This is a genomic window from Coleofasciculus sp. D1-CHI-01, assembly GCF_040218875.1.
Taxonomy (GTDB): Bacteria; Cyanobacteriota; Cyanobacteriia; order Cyanobacteriales; family Coleofasciculaceae; genus Coleofasciculus.
In genome coordinates this window covers 60,041-78,056 of record NZ_JAVJQP010000100.1, presented here as the reverse complement: position 1 = coordinate 78,056, position 18,016 = coordinate 60,041, and the positions used below count along the sequence as shown (strand labels likewise).

Below are 18,016 nucleotides of genomic sequence, written 5' to 3'. Positions count from 1 at the left end.
AAAGGACAAATGATGAATGACAAAGGACAAATGACAAATGACTATGACCAAAGACCTCGCTTGCCATTCGGCATAATTGTTGCCCAATTCGTTTTAGCTAAAGCTAACTGTTCCTCCGTAATTTTGGCATTGGCAAGATTCGCGCCACAGAGATTTGCCCCCTTAAGATTGGCATGATTCAGATAAGCAAAACTTAAATCTGCCCCGCGTAAATCTGTCCCCTCTAAATCCGAATTGCTCAAATAAGCCCGTCCTAAATTGGCATCTCGCAAATTTGCCCGAGTTAAGCTTGCCTGACCAAAATCAGCACTGGATAAATCAGCACCTTGTAAATTAATGCGAGTTAACTTGGACTGGTAAAAAATCCCGCCAGATAAATCCGATTTTTGTAAATCTAACCCACTTAAATCATGGGAAGCAAAATCTCTCCGACCTTTCATATATGCCGTTAACACACCATTAGCATCAAGTTTTTTGGGTCTACTGCTGGCAAAACTTTGGCTCGATGGTATATTCCCTGTATGAATTTCTGTCACTGACCTAGATATAAATTGACTGCGGGGATTACCATTACCCATGGTGTTGGGAGAACCCGGACGACTACGTTCCCGTCGTTCACGACGCTTACGAATCGCCTCCGCTAACTTCTGGGTCGCCGATGAAGGAGAGGAAGGAGAACTGGGCGAGTCTACCTCTTGAACTTCGGTGGAATTGCCATTTGTATTTGTATTCGATAGCCCAGAGGTCGGCATTGCCATTCCTTGAACCAAACTATCAAAATAAGGTTCTAAGTCTAGCGCTCTGAGAATCTCTTCTGCCGTTTGATAGCGATGACGAACAGAAGCCTCCAGCATTTTTTTCAACACAGTCGCAAAATGATCGCTGACTTGCACAGATTTACGCCAGACCATTTCACCAGTGGAGGGATTGTAATCTAAATCTTTTGGCGATTTTCCGGTGAGTAAATACACGCTAGTTACGCCAAGAGCATAAATGTCACTGGCATAAACGGGTCGCAATGCCATTTGTTCCGGCGGAGCAAAACCGGGAGTCCCAATGGCAAAATTTGTCAAGGCGGTTTGATCAGAGGTATTGGCAACGGCGGCTTGGTTGACTTCATCTTTAACCGCACCAAAGTCAATCAAGACCAGTTTTCGGTCTTGCTCTCGTCGAATTAAATTAGCCGGTTTGATATCCCGGTGGATCACCTCTTGGCTATGGATATATTTAATCAGGGGGAGAACTTCACTCAGAAATTGCTTGACTCCGGCTTCTGAGAGGGGACCACATTGTTTAATTTCTTGCTGTAACGTAAGTCCACTAATATACTCCTGTACCAAATAAAACTGCTGATTGTCTTGAAAAAAATCCAACAGTCGGGGAACTTGAGGATGATTGCCAATCTTGCCGAGGGTTCTGGCTTCTCGCTCAAATAGCTTTTGAGCCATTTCCAGAACCTGTGATGTGTTTGTTGCGGGACGAAGTTGTTTAATGACGCAACTGGGATTGCCAGGAAGAGACTCATCTCTGGCTAAAAACGTAGCGCCAAATCCGCCTTGACCTAGGGTTTTTAGCACACGATAGCGATTTCGCAACATAATAGGATGACCACACGCCTGACAGCTAGTGACGTGCAGCGGATTTTTGGGCTGAGGACAGTCAGGATTTAGGCAGTAGCTCATTCAGCATCACCAATGGGGCGTTTGTCCGGGCTAGGACGAAAGCTTTCTCAATTGTGATCGAAGCACCCGGCTTATCTATTAAGATCTATAGTTGACTTTAGTGGGAAACGCACCGCCGAATGCACCCTCGCTTTGGTAAGCCTTGGTAAGCAATCTTATCTATCTACAGGATATCTTAGTTTATCCTGTCGTTTAGGCACAGATGCCCAAATAACGCATTGATTTGAGTCTTTTTTGGATAAAGTCTTGATAAAGATTGTCCTCTGTTTGTGAAGAATGGGTAAAGTGTCGCAAGTCGGGGGAGCATGTAGAGACGTAGCATGCTACGTCTGGGATCTGGGGGATCTGGGGGATCATTGCCTATTCCCTGTTCCCTGTTCCCTGTTCCCTGTTCCCTGTTCCCTGTTCCCTGACGAATGACAAATGACGAATAACAAATCGGGTATAGTGAGATCAACAGTAACGGAACTGCATCTAAGCTGAGGTCGGTAAAAGCAAGAAATTAATGCGTATCTCTTTAAATTGGCTGCGGGAACTGGTGGATGTGACCCTAGCTCCCCAAGAAATTGCGGAAATTCTCACCAATGCTGGATTTGAGGTCGAGGATATTGAGGATCAGCGGCAGTTAGCCGATGGCGTAGTTGTGGGGAAGGTTCTGGATGTGCAGCCTCACCCCAATGCCGATAAGCTGAGAGTCACTCAAGTTGATATTGGAGACGCCAATGATCCAGTCACCATTGTCTGTGGCGCGGCTAATGTCCGGGCAGAGGCTTATGTCCCTGTAGCTACGGTAGGGACTTACCTGCCCACGGTGGATTTGAAAATTCGCTCCTCGAAACTGCGGGGAGTGCGTTCCGAGGGCATGATTTGTTCCTTGGCAGAAGTTGGCTTGGAAAAAGAGTCGGAAGGAATTCACATCTTTGAGGCACAGACGCTACAAGTGGGGAGTGATGCTCGTCCTCTCCTGGGACTTACGGATGTGATCCTGGATTTGACCGCAACGGCGAATCGGGCGGATGCGTTGAGTATGGTTGGGGTGGCTCGTGAAGTCGCCGCCCTGACAGGTGCATCTTTGAACCTGCCAAAAACGCCAGAGTTGACGATTCCTCAAGGTACGGGTGGGTTGACGTTGAAAATTGCTGACCCGAAAGCAAGTCCTGCTTATATCGGTACAGTTATTGAAGGCGTGAAAATTCAACCCTCGCCAACGTGGTTAAAACAGCGTTTACAAGCCGCCGGTGTACGACCGATTAATAATGTTGTAGATATTACCAACTATATTCTGTTGGAATGGGGTCAGCCTCTCCACGCCTTTGACCGCGATCGCTTACAACAAGTAGCAGGTGACAAATCCTTAACTATCGGGGTTCGCTTTGCTAAGGGAGAGGAATCGCTAACGACTCTAGATGGTCAATCCCGCACCCTTCATCCCCAAACGCTGTTAATTACCGCCAATGATCGTCCCGTGGCGCTGGGAGGAGTGATGGGTGGTGAGGAAACCGAAGTCCATGAGGGAACAGAGAATCTGGTTCTAGAAGCCGCCCTGTTTGAACCCGTTGCCATTCGTCGTTCCGCCCGCTCTCAAGGCTTACGCACGGAGGCATCCACCCGTTACGAACGGGGCGTCAATCAAGCCGAATTAGGCATCGCGGCTAAACGAGCGATCGCGTTAATCCAAGAACTCGCCCAGGGTAAACCCATTGTCCAAGAAGTCGCCGATACCCGCCCTGATCCAGATAGTTGGGTGCGATCGATTGAATTACGCCTAGAACGGGTGAATCAGGTACTCGGTCCAGTGGATTTGGGTGATGAGATTGGTGACATTCAGCCCGATGACGTTGAACGCATTCTCACGGCGTTGGCATGTCAACTGGAGTCTGTCGAATCCGACGAGGCGGTAAAATGGATGGTCACGGTTCCCCCCTACCGCTACCGAGACTTAGAACGGGAAATCGACCTGATTGAAGAAGTTGCCCGTCTCTACGGCTATGATAAGTTTTGTGAAGATTTACCGCCGAAAACCGAACCGGGTTATCTATCGATTGACCAGGTTTTAATCCGCAAGATTCGGGAAGCCTTCCGTGCATCTGGATTAACGGAATTGCTGCAATATTCCCTCGTGAAACCGGAAGAAAAAGAGGAGCAAATTAGCCTATCTAATCCTCTATTTGTGGAATATTCTGCCCTGCGTACTGACTTACTCTCAGGATTAATCGAAGTCGCCCAGTACAACCTCGAACAAGGGAATGGGGTATTGAATGGGTTTGAAATCGGGCGAATTTTCTGGCGTGACGAAGATGGATTTGCTGAAAGCGATCGCGTGGCGGGAATTTTGGGTGGTGATCCCAGTCAGGGGAAATGGACTAGAGGCGGACAAGATGCGCCGATGAGTTGGTATGAAGCGAAGGGAATCATCGAAAGCGTGTTTGAACGCTTAGGGTTAACCGTGGAATATCAACCCGATCGCCAGGATTCGCGCCTGCATCCAGGGCGTACCGCTTCCTTATGGATACAAGGCGATCGCTTGGGCAGATTTGGGCAACTGCATCCCCAGCTTCGAGTTCAATTGAGTTTACCCGATGAAGTCTATGGGTTTGAGTTAGACCTAGATGTCATGTTAAATGCCCTTGCCCAAGATGAAAACTTAACACCGAGATTTTCAGTTTATTCCACATTCCCAGCCGCCGACAGAGACATCGCCTTCTTTGTACCCGATACTGTCTCAGTCGCCGAGATTCAACGCACCACTCAACAAGCCGCCGGAAGCCTATTGGAATCGGTGCAATTATTCGATGAATATCGCGGGGAACGAGTGCCAGAAGGACAGCGCAGTCTGGCTTTCAGGTTAATTTATCGCGCAGGCGATCGCACGCTGAAGGACAAAGAAGTGGAATCCGCCCACCAGAAGGTTCGAGACGCCTTATTAGAAAAATTTGGCGTTAGCCTGAGAAGTTAAGTTGTCATTTGTCATTTGTCCTTTGTCATTTGTTAACAGTTGACTTGTTATGCCCAAATACGTAATGTGGGGTTAATGATAAAAGGCTTATTTGCCGGAAATTTCTAGATTTTTCTAGCAATTTTTCACCTTTTTGTTTCGCGCCATGCGTTCAATCGTATCACTAAGGCTGTTTGCGCCTATACTTTCTTTTTCCTGCTCTAACCACCGAATAGCCGTTTCGGTCAATGTCATAGTAACTTTGCGTTTGGATTCGTTGTAGATTTTCTTTCTGGACATCCTGACACTTTCGATTTGGTCGTGTACAATACGAATATAACACCGATTAAGTAGATTAAACCAATGCTATTAGGTTTTAAGACCGAATTAAAACTTAATAACAAGCAGCGAACGGCGCTAGCTAAACACGCTGGCGTTTCTCGCCATGCTTGGAATTGGGGTTTAGGTTTAACCAAACAGATACTCTTACACAATCGGGACAACCCAGAGGATAAAATCAAGTTTCCTACTGGGATTGACTTGCACAAGTGGTTGGTAGCTCTGGTTAAACCCATTTGCCCTTGGTATTACGAAGTGAGTAAATGCGCCCCTCAGTATGCGCTTAGGCAATTAGCTCAAGCCTGGAAAGATGCGTTTAAGAAAAATAAATTGCCACCTCGGTTTAAGAAGAAAGGACGGGGAGATAGCTTTACCCTAGATGGCTCAATTGCACTTGAGCATTTTAAAATCAGGGTTCCGGTTATTGGCTGGTTGAGGACCCATGAGCGGCTGCCCGTCTGTTTTCAGCCCAAGTCCGTCACCATATCCAGGACAGCAGACCGATGGTTCATCAGCTTTAAGCTGGAACATGAGCCAGTTAACCGACCCAAATCTCACTCTGTAGTGGGTGTTGATCTTGGTATAAAAGCATTAGCTGTCTTGTCTACTGGGATTGTAGTAGAGGGGGCAAAAGCTTATCGAAAGTACGAGTTGAAACTCTCTCGCCTGCAATGGTTAAACCGCCACAAGCAAATCGGTTCGGCTAACTGGAAGTCTTCCCAAATCAAAATAGCTCGTTTGCACCGGAAAATAGCCAACATCAGAAAGGACACGTTGCACAAGCTCACATCCTATTTAGCCAAAAACCACAGCCGAATAGGGATAGAAAATTTAAACGTGTCTGGGATGATGGCTAATCATAAGCTAGCAAAAGCTATCCAGGACATGGGCTTTTATGAGTTTAAACGCCAGCTAGAGTACAAGTGCAAGTTGTACGGGTCAACACTGGTCGTAGTAGACCAATGGTATCCCTCAACCAAAACCTGTTCTCGTTGTCATGTCATCAAGGATGAAATGCCTTTATCTGAGCGGGTTTTTCGGTGTGATAACTGCGGATTGGAAATTGATCGAGATTTCAACGCTTCCATTAATTTGGAAGTAGCCGCCAGTTAGGTGGGGGAGAGCCTGTGGACTGGTTAAGTGTCGTCACGGCCAGAATGAAGCAGGAAGTAAACAGCAAACTTTACCAGGTATTGGTAGATTTGTGTAAGTTTTATGTAACGGAAGCTACTGTGAGGACGTATTAGAAAAACGCGCTCCTCATCGCCAAGCGCATCTAGATGGTTTGACCCAACAAAAAGAATCAGGCGTTTTAATCACGATTGGTCCAACCAAAGATTTGACCAAAGTTTTTGCTATTTATGAAGCTGAAAATGAAGCCACTGTGCGCCAACTGATTGAGGCAGACCCCTATTGGCAAAATGGAATTTGGACAGAGTACGATGTGAAAGAATGGATTCAGGCATTTTAGGGTAACAGCGACGTGAGTCCAGAAAACCCATAAAATCTTTTACAGTAGTTTCTGCTAGGATTTTCCATTGTTCTATCGGATTAAGATTGACATCCTCACCGCCCCACCTTTAAAAGGATGGTCACTGAATGGAGGTCATGGGAGGTAACGGTAACTACAAAATTCCAGATTACAGCGTGGGTCTTACAACTCCCCCAAACCCCCACCATCAGATAAGGTTGTATCAAGATCGCTTTGCTTTACATTTGTTCATGGGTTGATCGGGACTTCATCTGCAACCCATGGAAAGCTGAACAAAAAAATGACAAACTTGACCAGAGTAAGCAACAACTCGCCTAAACTCATTATTGGGGAGATTAAGCAAATTCTGGTAAAGGTTAGAGAACACCCTCAATTCTACCCCAAACCAAGGGAGTGAGTCTGTCTTATGGCTTTCTCTCTAGCAGAGGGGGAAATCGTACAGGAATTTGAGTGCAGGTGCATTGAATGGATAGAGGTATAAATGAGCGATCGCAACAAGTCCTACGAACAACTCATGGCGGAAGTAGCATCCCTACGCCGACAAGTGATTAAACTGAAAATGACTAAAATGGCGTTTGATGCCCAACATCAGCTCATGAGAACCTTTGCCACAACCTTGCAAGCGGCGAGGGGGACACTGATGGTTAGAGCCATGTTGCAACAAATTGTGACCATTGGCACCAAGCTAACTCGTGCCGAATCTAGTAGTTTGTTCTTACTTGATACCCATGGCGTTGTCACCGAAAGTATTCTAGCTCGTGGTGCGACGCTACGAGGACAAAAGCAGCGGCTGATTGGTCAAGTGTTGAATAAAGGGTTAGCGGGTTGGGTCTATCGTCACCGTAAACTGGGACTCATTACTGATACGATCGAGGACGAGCGTTGGTTGACCTTACCCAATCAACCTTACACCGTTCGCTCCGCCCTTGGCGTTCCGATTTTAATGGGTAAAGAAGTCTTAGGAATTCTCACATTAACCCACTCACAACCCGGACACTTTAGCCCGGAATCGGCTCATCTAATGCAAATCACAGCAGAATCTATGGCATTGGTGCTTGACAATGCTCGACTCTATCATGAACGTCAGCAGCAAGAACTGGACTTAGAATTAAAGCAGGCTCAACAGAAAACAACCGCTCCATCTCGTCAAAGTGTAACTCAATCCTTCAGCGAGAAAGAATTTTCCCGAATTGGCATGTACATCCTGTTTGGAGAAGGGAATTTTCTATACGTCAATCCCAGATTAGCCGAAACTTTTGGCTATACTTTTGGAGAACTGATCTCATTAGAATCTGTTCTTGAACTCGTATGCCTAGACAATCGTAAGTTTGTTGAACAACAAATCTATAGCTGCATTCAGGGTCAAAGTAAAAATCTGTACTGTCGATTCAAGGGACAGCGTAAAGATAGGAGTTTGATTAATGTGGAATTTTATGGAAACCGAACTAAACTTTACGGTCGGTTTGTTATCATCGGGGCACTCCGCGTAATTTGACTATAATAAAAAATCGCTATAGGTTAAATTAGAATGATCTATGTAAATACAGCATAAAATACTCATTAATCCTAGTTGTATTGTTGTTTAAAAAACTAATAACACTTTAATAGTTGAATGAATCATGACTCAACCTCAAGCCATAAAAACGTTGCTCGAATCAGTGGCTACTGGCGAAACCAGTCCAGAAGTTGCTTTAGATAAACTGAAACATTTCACCTTTGAACCCGTTAGCAACTTTGCTAAAATTGACCATCACCGCACCTTGAGAACAGGTTTTCCAGAGGTAATATGGGGTTTAGGTAAAACACCTGACCAAATTGCTCAAATTATGGCAGCAATGCGACAACGTAATTCAGTGGTGATGGCAACTCGCATCTTGCCTGATGTGTTTGCCCAACTCCAAGTTACAGTCCCTGATATCCACTATTATCCGACTGCCCGGATTTGTGCGATCGCGCCGGAAACGATTCCATCCAATTTTCCAGGAACGATAGGAATTATTTGTGCAGGAACCTCTGACTTATGGGTTGCTGAAGAAGCAGCAGTTACGGCTCAACTGTGTGGGTTTCAGGTACAGCGTCTCTGGGATGTGGGTGTAGCGGGACTCCACCGCTTGCTGAGTCATCAACAGGTCATTGCTGAAGCCAATGTGCTGATTGTCGTAGCCGGGATGGAAGGAGCGTTACCTAGCGTTGTTGCGGGTTTAGCTGATTCTCCAGTTATTGCAGTTCCTACGAGCATCGGCTACGGTGCAAGTTTTGGCGGACTTGCTCCTCTTTTAACCATGCTTAATTCTTGTGCGCCAGGAGTAGGTGTCGTGAATATTGATAACGGTTTTGGTGCGGCAATTCTAGCGGGTCAAATTCTGCGGACAGCGCAGAAGTTATTGAGGGAATAGTGAACAGGGAACAGGGAATAGGGAACACCTCGACTTCGCTCGGTGTGTCACAGGGAACAAAAACCGAAATACGTGGGAAATGTTACACCGAAATACGTGGGAAATGTTACAATGATTTTTTTGAGTGAAAACTTGTACTTGTAACAAATGCTTGGGTATAAATTTTTATCAACAAGTTGAGTGGTAAAGACTATTGGAATTAGTCCTTCATTTTCTTGCTTCTGTTTACTCATAAAGAGAATTTTGAACCAATTTCTTGATCAGGAAAATTTAGCCAACAATCATTGAATTCTGGAATAGGTTTTCCCAAAGGAAGTCTAATTCTGAGTTATTCTGAGTTATTCTGATTAGTAGAGGCATCGCTACCTGAGCCTAACTTTGACATTAACGTCATCAACCCCTACCCTTTGATCTGTTCCCATACCGGATAAACCCTGATGGATGCCATCACTATATTATTATTGATTAGCGGCTTTGTTTTGCTGATCGCCGGAGCCGAAATTCTGGTACGGGGAGCATCCCAATTAGCTGTAGCCGCTGGACTTTCACCCCTAGTTGTCGGATTAACGGTTGTTGCCTATGGCACCAGCGCTCCGGAATTAGCCGTATCTGTACAGTCTAGCTACGCGGGACAAGCAGATATTGCCATTGGTAACGTTGTTGGCAGCAACATTGCCAATATTTTGCTAATTCTAGGCAGTTCCGCCGCCGTTGCTCCGCTGATTGTCTCGCGACAATTGGTGCGACTTGATGCGCCTTTAATGACTGGAGTATCATTTCTGGTATGGTTAATGGGGTGGGATGGTAAACTGAGTCGGGGTGATGGGATTTTCTTGGTTATGGGAGCGATCGCTTACACTTTATTTACCCTGTACCAAGGACGTCTAGAAAGCCAAGCCCAGGAAGGCGCATCAGAAAGCAATAATCAGCGCTCTCGCCGAGGAATAGATCAGATCTTACTCAACCTAGGATTAATTATTGTCGGTATAGGAATGTTGGTAGTGGGGTCAAACTACCTGATTAAGGGTTCTGTAGATGTTGCTCAATCATTTGGGATAAGCGAATTGATTATCGGCTTAACCATTGTTGCTGCTGGGACTTCGCTACCAGAAATTGCCACGTCAGTTGCTGCGGGTATTCGAGGTGAACGGGATATTGCAGTTGGTAATGCAGTTGGCAGTAATATTTTTAATCTCCTATTGGTGTTGGGAGTGTGTAGTATTGTTGCGCCTGACGGCATAGCTGTATCAATGCCTGCTTTAAATTTTGACATTCCTGTCATGATTGCTGTAGCTGTCGCTTGCTTGCCAATTTTCTTTACTGGCTATTGTATTGCTCGCTGGGAGGGCATTCTGTTTCTGGCATACTACGTCGCTTATACGATGTATTTGTTTCTTAACGCCACTGAACATGATGCGTTGGAGGAATTTAGCGCGATCATGCTCCTGTTTGTTATGCCGTTGACTCTCATAACACTGCTTATTCTGGCGATTCGTTCCTTCCGCAAAACTTGATACTTAACGGGAGAAGTGTTGAGTGTGTAGGGGCGGGTTTAGGGACTTTCTGCTTGACTATTGATTGATAGTAACACTTGTGCAAAACCCGCCCTGACTAAGTGTGGAATTTTGACCCTTCACGACCTTCGAGGACATAGTTTTGCTGACCTCCCCTACTCCGCCGCACTGCACTAGCTGCGCCAATCGGGGAATTTACCCTGAAGACAAGCCGCGATTTCCGGTGTCCACTGTTCTTCTAAGGTCATTAGCCATGCCTCGAACTTATCATCTGTAGCTGAATGAGCTGAGTGTACAGTCTGGTATTGTAATTTGAGCAAAGCTTTTTGAGTGTGGGTCAATTTGGAGGATTGGAATTGATGCAATTGTGAAAACATAACTTGAATCGAACTTAATCAACCGTTATGTCAATTGTCATCCGCCACAATGCTGATCGTAAACAGCAATTTCACGGATTTGTCAAGAACTTTTAGGGAGGAGTTTAACAAGTTGTCGATAGGTAGAATCTCGGAATCTGTTCAACTTCATGTTTATTGCCAAGGTCAAGGCTTTCCGATTCTCTGCCTGCACGGTCATCCAGGATCGGGTCGTTGTATGTCGATTTTTACTGACCACCTATCTCAACGATTCCAAACCTTGTCTCCTGACTTGCGCGGATATGGTCGCAGTCGTACCGTAGAAGCGTTTCAGATGAGCGACCACCTGATAGATTTGGAGGATTTACTGAACCGCTTCCAGATCAATCGTTGTTTGGTTCTCGGCTGGTCTTTGGGGGGGATTCTCGCTATGGAATTAGCGCTAAGGCTACCTGAGAGAGTGAGTGGTTTAATTTTGATTGCTACAGCCGCACGACCTAGAGGAAGTCATCCTGCGATCGCATGGCAGGATAATCTCTATACTGGGATCGCCTCTATCTTGAATCGTGTCTCTCCTGGATGGCGGTGGAACATTGAAACCTTTGGCAAGCGATCGCTCTATCGTTATCTGATCCAAAACCATACTGCAATAGCTTACCAGTATTTGGCAGAGAAAGCCTTCTCCGCCTATCTCGAAACTTCTAAGGTAGCGACTGATGCCCTGAACCAGGCATTGCAAGCGAGATACAATAGACTGGCTGACTTAGAACAAATTCAATGTCCCAGTCTAGTATTAGCCGGAGAAGCTGATCGCCACATTACCGCTCAATCGAGTCAAGAAACGGCTCAACATCTAAGAGAATCTGAGTGGCGTTGTTATCCTCATACAGCTCACCTGTTTCCGTGGGAAATTCCCAATCAGGTACGCCGTGATATTGATGATTGGATTCAACGCCATCCTCAAGTTGTTGATCTCAAGGGGTGACAAGAACCTAAAAAAAGGGATCGGGTATATATTTCTCCCCCAGCTTCCCCAGCTCCCCCAGCTCCCCCAGCTTCCCCAGCTTCCCCAGCTCCCCTAGCTCCCCCAGCTTCCCCAGCTTCCCCAGCTCCCCCAGCTCCCCCAGCTCCCCCAGCTCCCCCAGCTCCCCCAGCTTCCCGACACCTGACACGACGTTCTAGGAAAGGTTTCCACTGAACACGGGTATTTTCGCACTAACCCTTAACTCTTCCGACTCTTCATCAAAAATCGTCAGATTAGTCGGTTTGCAGCGCATGACATTTACAGAAATCCCTTGAGCGCCTTCATTTTCTAAATCTTCAATATATCCCCCTTGAGCGGATTCGGCTTCCTGTTTGCTGGAGAATGGACCGAAATAGTAGGTGCATTGGGGATCATCTGTGACGATTTCTACCCAAAACGCCAAGCCTAAAAATTGGAGACTGTTGATCAAAACTTCTTTCATGTTCATTACCTAAGTCGATGGGATGCTATGTGGTCTTGTTAATTTCGAGTTGTTTACATTTTGTTATACTACTTGTTGTTATACTACTTTACGTTTCCTTTTTCCAAGAATTTTTGCTGAGATCATCAAGATACAGGGGATTGACCCAACGCTGACGATAGGTTTCATACAACGTCATGGCGGCGGCAACAGAAGCGTTGAGGCTAGGAGTCTTGCCATACAAGGGAATCGAAACCAACACATCACAGCAGCGTTGAGTCAAGAGACTTAGACCGCTACCTTCTGAACCAATAACTAATACTATCGATCCATTTAAGTCAACGGTGTGTAGTAGTTTACCAGCGTCAGCACAAGTCCCATAAATCCAAAACCCAGCGGTTTTCAGTTCCTCTAAGGCACGACTCAGATTGACCACTCTGGCAATGGACAAGGTTTCTAATGCGCCCGCTGCTACTTTCATGACGGTGGAAGTAACGCCTACGGCTCGTCGTTGGGGAATCACTAAACCTTGAGCGCCCAAGGCTTCCGCAGTACGAATAATAGCACCTAAATTGTGGGGATCAGTAATCCCATCACAAACGACGATCACAGGGTATTGGCTGGTGGATTTGGCAGCTTCAATTAAATCCCCTAATTCTTTGTAAGAGTAAGGTGCTACTTGAGCCGCCACACCTTGATGATTAGCCCCTTGAGTAACTTGGCTGAGGCGTCGCGAATCGACTTCATCAATCACTGTACCATTGGCTTTAGCTTGCAGCAGTAATGAGTGAAAGCGGTGATCGTAGCGTAACTGCGGTAGAATCCACACCCGATTAAGCTGACGTTGATTTTCCAGGGCGGCTAGGACAGGGTGGCGTCCATAAAGTAAGTCAACATCTTCTGACAAAGTGGACTCAGATTCCGTTGGTTCTGGCGGCGACGGTTGGGGATCATAGCGACGTTTTAGAACAGGTTTATCCGGGGAGCGTTGATCCCTGGAGAATTTACCTTTAGAGGAGGGACGGCGTTGGTCACGTTGAAACTTCCCTCGCTTTGGCTTGCTAGAGGTGTTAGAGCGGCGATCTTGATTAGCCATAATTTAATTAAATAAAGTGTGCTGATGATTTAAGGGGTATCGAGTTCCAAATAAGCCAATAACTGAGTCAGGCGTTGGGGATCAGTCAGATACAGATATCCCAGTAATGTTTCTAAGCTGGTGGCTTGTTGATAGATTTTGCGATTGAGGCGTCGTGACGTTCCAGTCGCCGCATTCCGTCCACGTCGCAATAGTGCCAATTCGGGTTCAGTGAGATAAGGTTCGAGCGATCGCAGCGTATTCGCTTGACTTTCGGCGCGGACTTGAGCCACTACTTGATCATGATAATCACATAAACGTTTAGGGGGAAGTAAATAGTGACGGCGGATATAGAGTTCATACACAGCATCTCCCAGATAAGCCAACGCCGCCGGTGAGATCTGTTGGATTTGGCATTGGGGATCGGCATCAGCATTCAATTGCCGAAATCGGGCTTCTGTGCCAGAAAGGGCTGAGTTATTGTCTACGCTGTTTGCCGTCTCTTCCTGCTGCTCCATAAAACTCGGACGAAATGAAAGGCAGTTTAAATGCCCGCCCCTATTTTATCGTAAAAAGCTCCAGGGCAAATAACGGGAAATCCCCTGCCAGACTGTCAGGGGATGAGTGCCACAGTTTTCCTGTGTTCAATTATTTTTTGACGTTATCCAAGGCTTCATCAACCGATGGTTGAAGTGAGAGAAATTTTTCTAGACGCACTAGCTTCACTGTTTGAGTCACACGGGCATTGGTGACAATTTGCAATTTTCCCTCAGCCGTTTGAGCCTTTTTCGCTATACGCACTAAAGCGCCTAAGCCCGAACTATCCACGAAATCGATCTTTGAGAGATCCAAAATAATATTTTTTGGTCCCTCATCGACACATTTACCAATCACCTTCCCAAACGTTGGTTCTGAGAAGGCATCTAACAATCCAGTCAGACGGAACAGTTGATAATTACTTTTGACCTCACGAGTCCCTCTTAAGCTGACTGTCAGGTTGAGTTGCTCAGGAATAACACCCTCCTAGCTGTACTTGACTAAACGAATTCAACATGGGTTGGTGGTTTACCAGCGATTTAAGCTATTCGATAGTATAGCGAGAAGTTTACGGATCATCCACATAGAGCGTGGTGGGCATGGAAATAACCCACCTTCTACCCCTTGCCTTCTACCTTCTGCAAGTAGGGGCTTTAAGTAGGGGTTTTGTGCGATCGCATGGATTCGACAAACTGATCAAACAAGTAGTCGGCATCATGAGGACCCGGACTCGCTTCTGGATGGTATTGCACCGAGAAGAATGGTAGCGTCTTATGACGCAATCCTGCCACAGTCCGGTCATTCAGGTTGAGGTGCGTAATTTCCACATCCGCCCCTAAGGACTCAGAATTGATGGCAAATCCATGGTTTTGGCTGGTAATTTCTACCCGTTGCTGTAACCCAGCCGGGTGATTTAACCCACGATGTCCAAATTTTAGCTTAAAGGTTTCAGCACCCATCGAAAGACCCAATATCTGGTGTCCCATGCAGATGCCAAACAGGGGTTTTCGGTGTTCTAACAAGGCTTTGGTCGTTTCAATCCCGTCCCTCACCGCCGCTGGATCACCGGGTCCGTTCGAGAGGAAAATACCATCGGGGTTGTACTTAAGAATGTCTTCCGGGGATGTATCCGCTGGCACCACGATCACACGACAACCATAGCTGGCTAAACGCCGCAGAATATTGCGTTTGATGCCAAAATCGATCGCCACTACCGTTAAGGGGGCACCCGCCGCCGATTCTGCCGAGGGACGAAACTCCCAATGATTATCCGTGGTTTCAGACCACTCGTAAACCGCTTTGGTTGTCACTTCCTGCACCAGATTTAACCCCGCCATACTCGGCGCAGCTTGCACTTGTTGCAGCAATTTGCCGGGATCAAGAATTTCTGTGGAAATACCACCATTCATCGCCCCGGTTGAGCGCAGTTTGCGAGTCAGCGCCCTCGTATCAATCCCGTAAATTCCGAGAATCTTGTGTTCCTTGAGGTAGTCGGGTAAAGATTGGGTTGAGCGCCAATTACTGGGACGCCAACAAATATTTCGGGCGATCGCACCCCGGATCTGAGGATGGGTTGATTCTTCATCCTCTGGGTTAACTCCCGTGTTTCCCAGTTCGGGATAGGTAAAGGTGACAATCTGACCACAGTAGCTGGGATCGGTTGCCACTTCTTGATACCCCGTCATGGCGGTGTTAAAGACAACTTCTCCAATCGCCGTACCTGAAGCGCCGAAAGACCAACCCTGGTAGGATGTTCCATCCGCCAGTACCAGAAGCGCTGGTGTAGCTGCTGAAATAGGCATAAGCAGTGTGTTGTTAATGGCTGGTTGATTTTTATTCTAAGAGTACGATAACTCGAACACTCAACTGAGGCGCTATTATCCCATGACAACGGAAAAACTGGCGAGGACTTTGGGTGGCGATCGTGAAAATTCCCCCGACTGAATCAGTCTGGGGGAAGGAAGCTATGAGGAAATTTGAAGGGAAATAAGCATTACTAGGGCGTCGATTTCACCTTGATGGTTGAAATGTTAACCGCCTTCACCGTAATGCCACCTACACCAAACATTCATGAATGGATAAAGGTTATTAGAGTGTGACTTTTATAGTCGTGGATTACCTACCGCCTGAGCAAGATCAGTTGTCGTCTGCCTTCGGATCAGCAAAATTGATCTTGATTTTTTAGCGCTTAAATGATACTAGAAAAATACGAAAGCGTTCGTTCATAATAAAGATAAATTGCTCAAGAGCTTTTTGAGCCTATGTTATCTTGCGATCGCGTCGTCATTCTGTTTATTTCTGGCACCTTAGCCTTAACCACAGGGGCTTGTAGTCGTTTGGAGTCCTCAGGGCGTCTGGAAGACTCCTCTCAACCCATTGTTACCTCGACAACGCCCAGGGTTTCCCCTCAACCCTCGACACCTCCGGAATCGGCGGAAACCCAGACACAGCCAACTGCCACAGAACTTTATAAACAAGCGCTAGATGCTGCCTATAGTGCCGCAACGATTAGTCAATCGGCTCAATCGGGGGATGATTGGCAGTTAGTGATCAGCCGTTGGCAAGAGGCGATCGCACTTTTGGAATCCGTGTCGTCGTCGAGTCCCAACTATGCGATCGCGCAATCGAAAATCGCTGAATATCAAGGCAATCTTAACATTGCCCAACAACAAGCCACTAGCCCTCGTCTCCCTGATCCTGAACCCCTCAGTGTCGCCACCAAAACAGTTACGAAATCCCCGGATTCTTCAGACACAGATCAGGCAAATCCGGCGACATCCGAGAACCCGTTACCGGGAAATATAGAAACCCCAAAAATCGTTAAAGCACCAATCAAGCAGCGAATTGGTCAAACTCCCGTGATTGAAGTAACGTTTAATGGCGAACAAACCTTTAATATGGTTGTTGATACAGGGGCAAGTGGTACAGTCATTACTCAAGCCATGGCGCAGCGTCTGGGTGTAGTTCCAGAGGGTGAAATTACTGCCGATACAGCCAGTGCTAAGGGGGTTAAATTTGCCATTGGTCAAGTTAAATCTATCGCTGTCGGAGAAGCAGCTCAACAGAATATAAACGTCGCGATCGGCGGGGCAAATTTAGACGTGGGATTATTGGGGCAAGACTTCTATAGTCACTATGATGTCGTGATTCGAGAAAATGTTGTCGAATTTCACCACCGTTAAGAACAAAACCCTAGCTTCTGAGCTTAATCCATGCTTCTATCATGTCCGCCTTATGGGTATAAAAGTGTTACCTAGTACCAAACAGTTGAGGTAATTTTGTCAAGTCTACATTGCCACCGCTAATAATCACGCCGATTCGCTTTCCGGGTGCGGTGATTCGTCCTTCGAGTAAAGCAGCGGCGGCGAGTGTACCTGTGGGTTCAACGACAATTTTTAGGCGTTCCCATAAGAAGGTGAGGGTGCGACGAATGGCATCTTCGGAGACAGTGATCATGTCATCGACATAATTGAGGACTAAGGGAAAGGTAAACTGACCCAAAGATGGGGTACGAGCGCCATCAGCAATGGTGTCTGGGTTATGGCATTTATGGAGGGTTTTGCTGTAAAACGAGCGAGTAGCATCATCAGCGCGTTCGGGTTCAACGCCAATCACTCGGCAATTGGGAAATAAGCTTTTGGCGGTAATCGCACAGCCGGAGAGTAAACCGCCGCCACCACAACAGACGAGTAAGATATCTAGTTGACCGATTTGTTCAATTAGTTCTTGGGCAACGGTACCTTGTCCGGCGATAATATCAGGGTGGTCGTAGGGTGGGATAATCGTCAGATGTCGTTCGGCTGCTAGTTTCTTGGCGAGTTCCTCTCGGATGGTTTCTGCGGGTTCATAGAGGATCACTTCAGCGCCGTAACCACGAGTTGCCGCTAGCTTGACATCTGGGGCATTTTCTGGCATGACAATGGTGGTTGGGATGTGGAGGAGTTGACCGGATAGGGCGATCGCTTGGGCATGGTTGCCGGATGAGTAGGTAATCACACCCTGTTGTTTCTGGGCAGTTGAGAGTTGAGATAGGGCGTTAAATGCACCACGAAATTTAAAGGAACCTGTGCGTTGAAAGTTCTCGCATTTGAAGAAAACCTGAGCTTGGGTACGTTGGTTGACAGTGGTAGAGGTGAGAACGGGTGTAAGATGAGCGTGGGTTCTCAAGCGCTTAACGGCGGCTTCGATGTCGGTATAGGTAACAGATAATGATTGGTTTGTCATTCGTCAATAGTCATTATTAAT

Annotated in this window: 15 protein-coding genes and 1 pseudogene; 8 read left to right on the top strand and 8 right to left on the bottom strand. The window is 46.6% G+C overall.

The window, feature by feature from the left end:
* Window positions 1-41: 41 nt before the first annotated feature.
* A complete protein-coding gene (locus RIB93_RS18710; protein WP_446374427.1) occupies window positions 42-1,682 on the bottom strand; it encodes a protein kinase domain-containing protein in 1,641 nt (546 codons plus the stop codon).
* A gap of 505 nt (window positions 1,683-2,187) precedes the next feature.
* On the opposite strand from RIB93_RS18710, the gene pheT reads away from it, so the two are divergent.
* From pheT to RIB93_RS18680, 6 genes and pseudogenes are all read left to right on the top strand, one after another.
* Window positions 2,188-4,638: a phenylalanine--tRNA ligase subunit beta gene (pheT, locus tag RIB93_RS18705; RefSeq protein ID WP_446374425.1), complete on the top strand. Its 2,451-nt coding sequence runs from the start codon at window positions 2,188-2,190 to the stop codon at window positions 4,636-4,638.
* A gap of 342 nt (window positions 4,639-4,980) precedes the next feature.
* Entirely contained in the window at window positions 4,981-6,069 is a 1,089-nt protein-coding gene (locus RIB93_RS18700) for an RNA-guided endonuclease InsQ/TnpB family protein (protein ID WP_446374423.1), read from the top strand.
* Between the two features lie 109 nt (window positions 6,070-6,178).
* A pseudogene (locus RIB93_RS18695) lies at window positions 6,179-6,427 on the top strand (YciI family protein); the annotation flags it as partial.
* Window positions 6,428-6,929: 502 nt separating this feature from the next.
* Entirely contained in the window at window positions 6,930-7,943 is a 1,014-nt protein-coding gene (locus RIB93_RS18690) for a GAF domain-containing protein (RefSeq protein ID WP_446374421.1), read from the top strand.
* Between the two features lie 124 nt (window positions 7,944-8,067).
* Window positions 8,068-8,844: a nickel pincer cofactor biosynthesis protein LarB gene (gene larB, locus RIB93_RS18685; RefSeq protein ID WP_446374419.1), complete on the top strand. Its 777-nt coding sequence runs from the start codon at window positions 8,068-8,070 to the stop codon at window positions 8,842-8,844.
* Window positions 8,845-9,281: 437 nt separating this feature from the next.
* On the top strand, window positions 9,282-10,358 hold the full coding sequence (locus RIB93_RS18680) for a calcium/sodium antiporter (protein ID WP_446374417.1): 1,077 nt from the start codon (window positions 9,282-9,284) through the stop codon (window positions 10,356-10,358).
* Window positions 10,359-10,531: 173 nt separating this feature from the next.
* Here the strand turns inward: RIB93_RS18680 and RIB93_RS18675 are convergent, their stop codons facing one another.
* On the bottom strand, window positions 10,532-10,735 hold the full coding sequence (locus tag RIB93_RS18675; RefSeq protein ID WP_446374415.1) for a hypothetical protein: 204 nt from the start codon (window positions 10,733-10,735) through the stop codon (window positions 10,532-10,534).
* Window positions 10,736-10,784: 49 nt separating this feature from the next.
* Between RIB93_RS18675 and RIB93_RS18670 the strand changes: the two genes are divergently transcribed.
* Entirely contained in the window at window positions 10,785-11,699 is a 915-nt protein-coding gene (locus RIB93_RS18670) for an alpha/beta fold hydrolase (RefSeq protein WP_446374413.1), read from the top strand.
* A 193-nt stretch (window positions 11,700-11,892) separates the two neighbouring features.
* Here the strand turns inward: RIB93_RS18670 and RIB93_RS18665 are convergent, their stop codons facing one another.
* From RIB93_RS18665 to carA, 5 genes are all read right to left on the bottom strand, one after another.
* Window positions 11,893-12,180 (bottom strand): DUF1816 domain-containing protein, encoded by a 288-nt coding sequence (locus RIB93_RS18665; protein WP_446374411.1) that lies wholly within the window; start codon window positions 12,178-12,180, stop codon window positions 11,893-11,895.
* A gap of 88 nt (window positions 12,181-12,268) precedes the next feature.
* Window positions 12,269-13,255: a 23S rRNA (guanosine(2251)-2'-O)-methyltransferase RlmB gene (gene rlmB / locus RIB93_RS18660; RefSeq protein WP_446374409.1), complete on the bottom strand. Its 987-nt coding sequence runs from the start codon at window positions 13,253-13,255 to the stop codon at window positions 12,269-12,271.
* Window positions 13,256-13,284: 29 nt separating this feature from the next.
* Window positions 13,285-13,752, bottom strand: coding sequence for a Mini-ribonuclease 3 (locus RIB93_RS18655; protein ID WP_446374407.1), 468 nt, complete (start codon window positions 13,750-13,752; stop codon window positions 13,285-13,287).
* 130 nt (window positions 13,753-13,882) lie between these two features.
* Entirely contained in the window at window positions 13,883-14,248 is a 366-nt protein-coding gene (locus tag RIB93_RS18650; RefSeq protein WP_071777234.1) for an STAS domain-containing protein, read from the bottom strand.
* A gap of 176 nt (window positions 14,249-14,424) precedes the next feature.
* Window positions 14,425-15,573, bottom strand: a complete 1,149-nt coding sequence (gene carA, locus RIB93_RS18645) for a glutamine-hydrolyzing carbamoyl-phosphate synthase small subunit (protein WP_446374405.1) — start codon at window positions 15,571-15,573, stop codon at window positions 14,425-14,427.
* 459 nt (window positions 15,574-16,032) lie between these two features.
* Here carA and RIB93_RS18640 point away from each other — a divergent pair, with 459 nt between their 5' ends.
* Window positions 16,033-16,953 carry a retropepsin-like aspartic protease family protein gene (locus RIB93_RS18640; protein WP_446374403.1) on the top strand — a complete coding sequence of 307 codons (921 nt, stop codon included), beginning with the start codon at window positions 16,033-16,035 and terminating at the stop codon, window positions 16,951-16,953.
* Window positions 16,954-17,020: 67 nt separating this feature from the next.
* On the opposite strand, the gene RIB93_RS18635 is transcribed toward RIB93_RS18640, so the two are convergent.
* Entirely contained in the window at window positions 17,021-17,995 is a 975-nt protein-coding gene (locus RIB93_RS18635) for a threo-3-hydroxy-L-aspartate ammonia-lyase (RefSeq protein ID WP_446374401.1), read from the bottom strand.
* Window positions 17,996-18,016: the final 21 nt, after the last annotated feature.

Excerpts from the sequence above, each read along its gene's own strand:
- larB (WP_446374419.1), top strand. The coding sequence starts at position 8,068 with ATGACTCAACCTCAAGCCATAAAAACGTTGCTCGAATCAGTGGCTACT.
- RIB93_RS18680 (WP_446374417.1), top strand. The coding sequence starts at position 9,282 with ATGGATGCCATCACTATATTATTATTGATTAGCGGCTTTGTTTTGCTG.
- RIB93_RS18655 (WP_446374407.1), bottom strand. The coding sequence starts at position 13,752 with ATGGAGCAGCAGGAAGAGACGGCAAACAGCGTAGACAATAACTCAGCC.
- RIB93_RS18675 (WP_446374415.1), bottom strand. The coding sequence starts at position 10,735 with ATGTTTTCACAATTGCATCAATTCCAATCCTCCAAATTGACCCACACT.
- RIB93_RS18700 (WP_446374423.1), top strand. The coding sequence starts at position 4,981 with ATGCTATTAGGTTTTAAGACCGAATTAAAACTTAATAACAAGCAGCGA.
- rlmB (WP_446374409.1), bottom strand. The coding sequence starts at position 13,255 with ATGGCTAATCAAGATCGCCGCTCTAACACCTCTAGCAAGCCAAAGCGA.
- RIB93_RS18640 (WP_446374403.1), top strand. The coding sequence starts at position 16,033 with ATGTTATCTTGCGATCGCGTCGTCATTCTGTTTATTTCTGGCACCTTA.
- RIB93_RS18635 (WP_446374401.1), bottom strand. The coding sequence starts at position 17,995 with ATGACAAACCAATCATTATCTGTTACCTATACCGACATCGAAGCCGCC.
- RIB93_RS18665 (WP_446374411.1), bottom strand. The coding sequence starts at position 12,180 with ATGAAAGAAGTTTTGATCAACAGTCTCCAATTTTTAGGCTTGGCGTTT.
- RIB93_RS18670 (WP_446374413.1), top strand. The coding sequence starts at position 10,785 with ATGCTGATCGTAAACAGCAATTTCACGGATTTGTCAAGAACTTTTAGG.
- pheT (WP_446374425.1), top strand. The coding sequence starts at position 2,188 with ATGCGTATCTCTTTAAATTGGCTGCGGGAACTGGTGGATGTGACCCTA.
- RIB93_RS18690 (WP_446374421.1), top strand. The coding sequence starts at position 6,930 with ATGAGCGATCGCAACAAGTCCTACGAACAACTCATGGCGGAAGTAGCA.
- carA (WP_446374405.1), bottom strand. The coding sequence starts at position 15,573 with ATGCCTATTTCAGCAGCTACACCAGCGCTTCTGGTACTGGCGGATGGA.
- RIB93_RS18710 (WP_446374427.1), bottom strand. The coding sequence starts at position 1,682 with ATGAGCTACTGCCTAAATCCTGACTGTCCTCAGCCCAAAAATCCGCTG.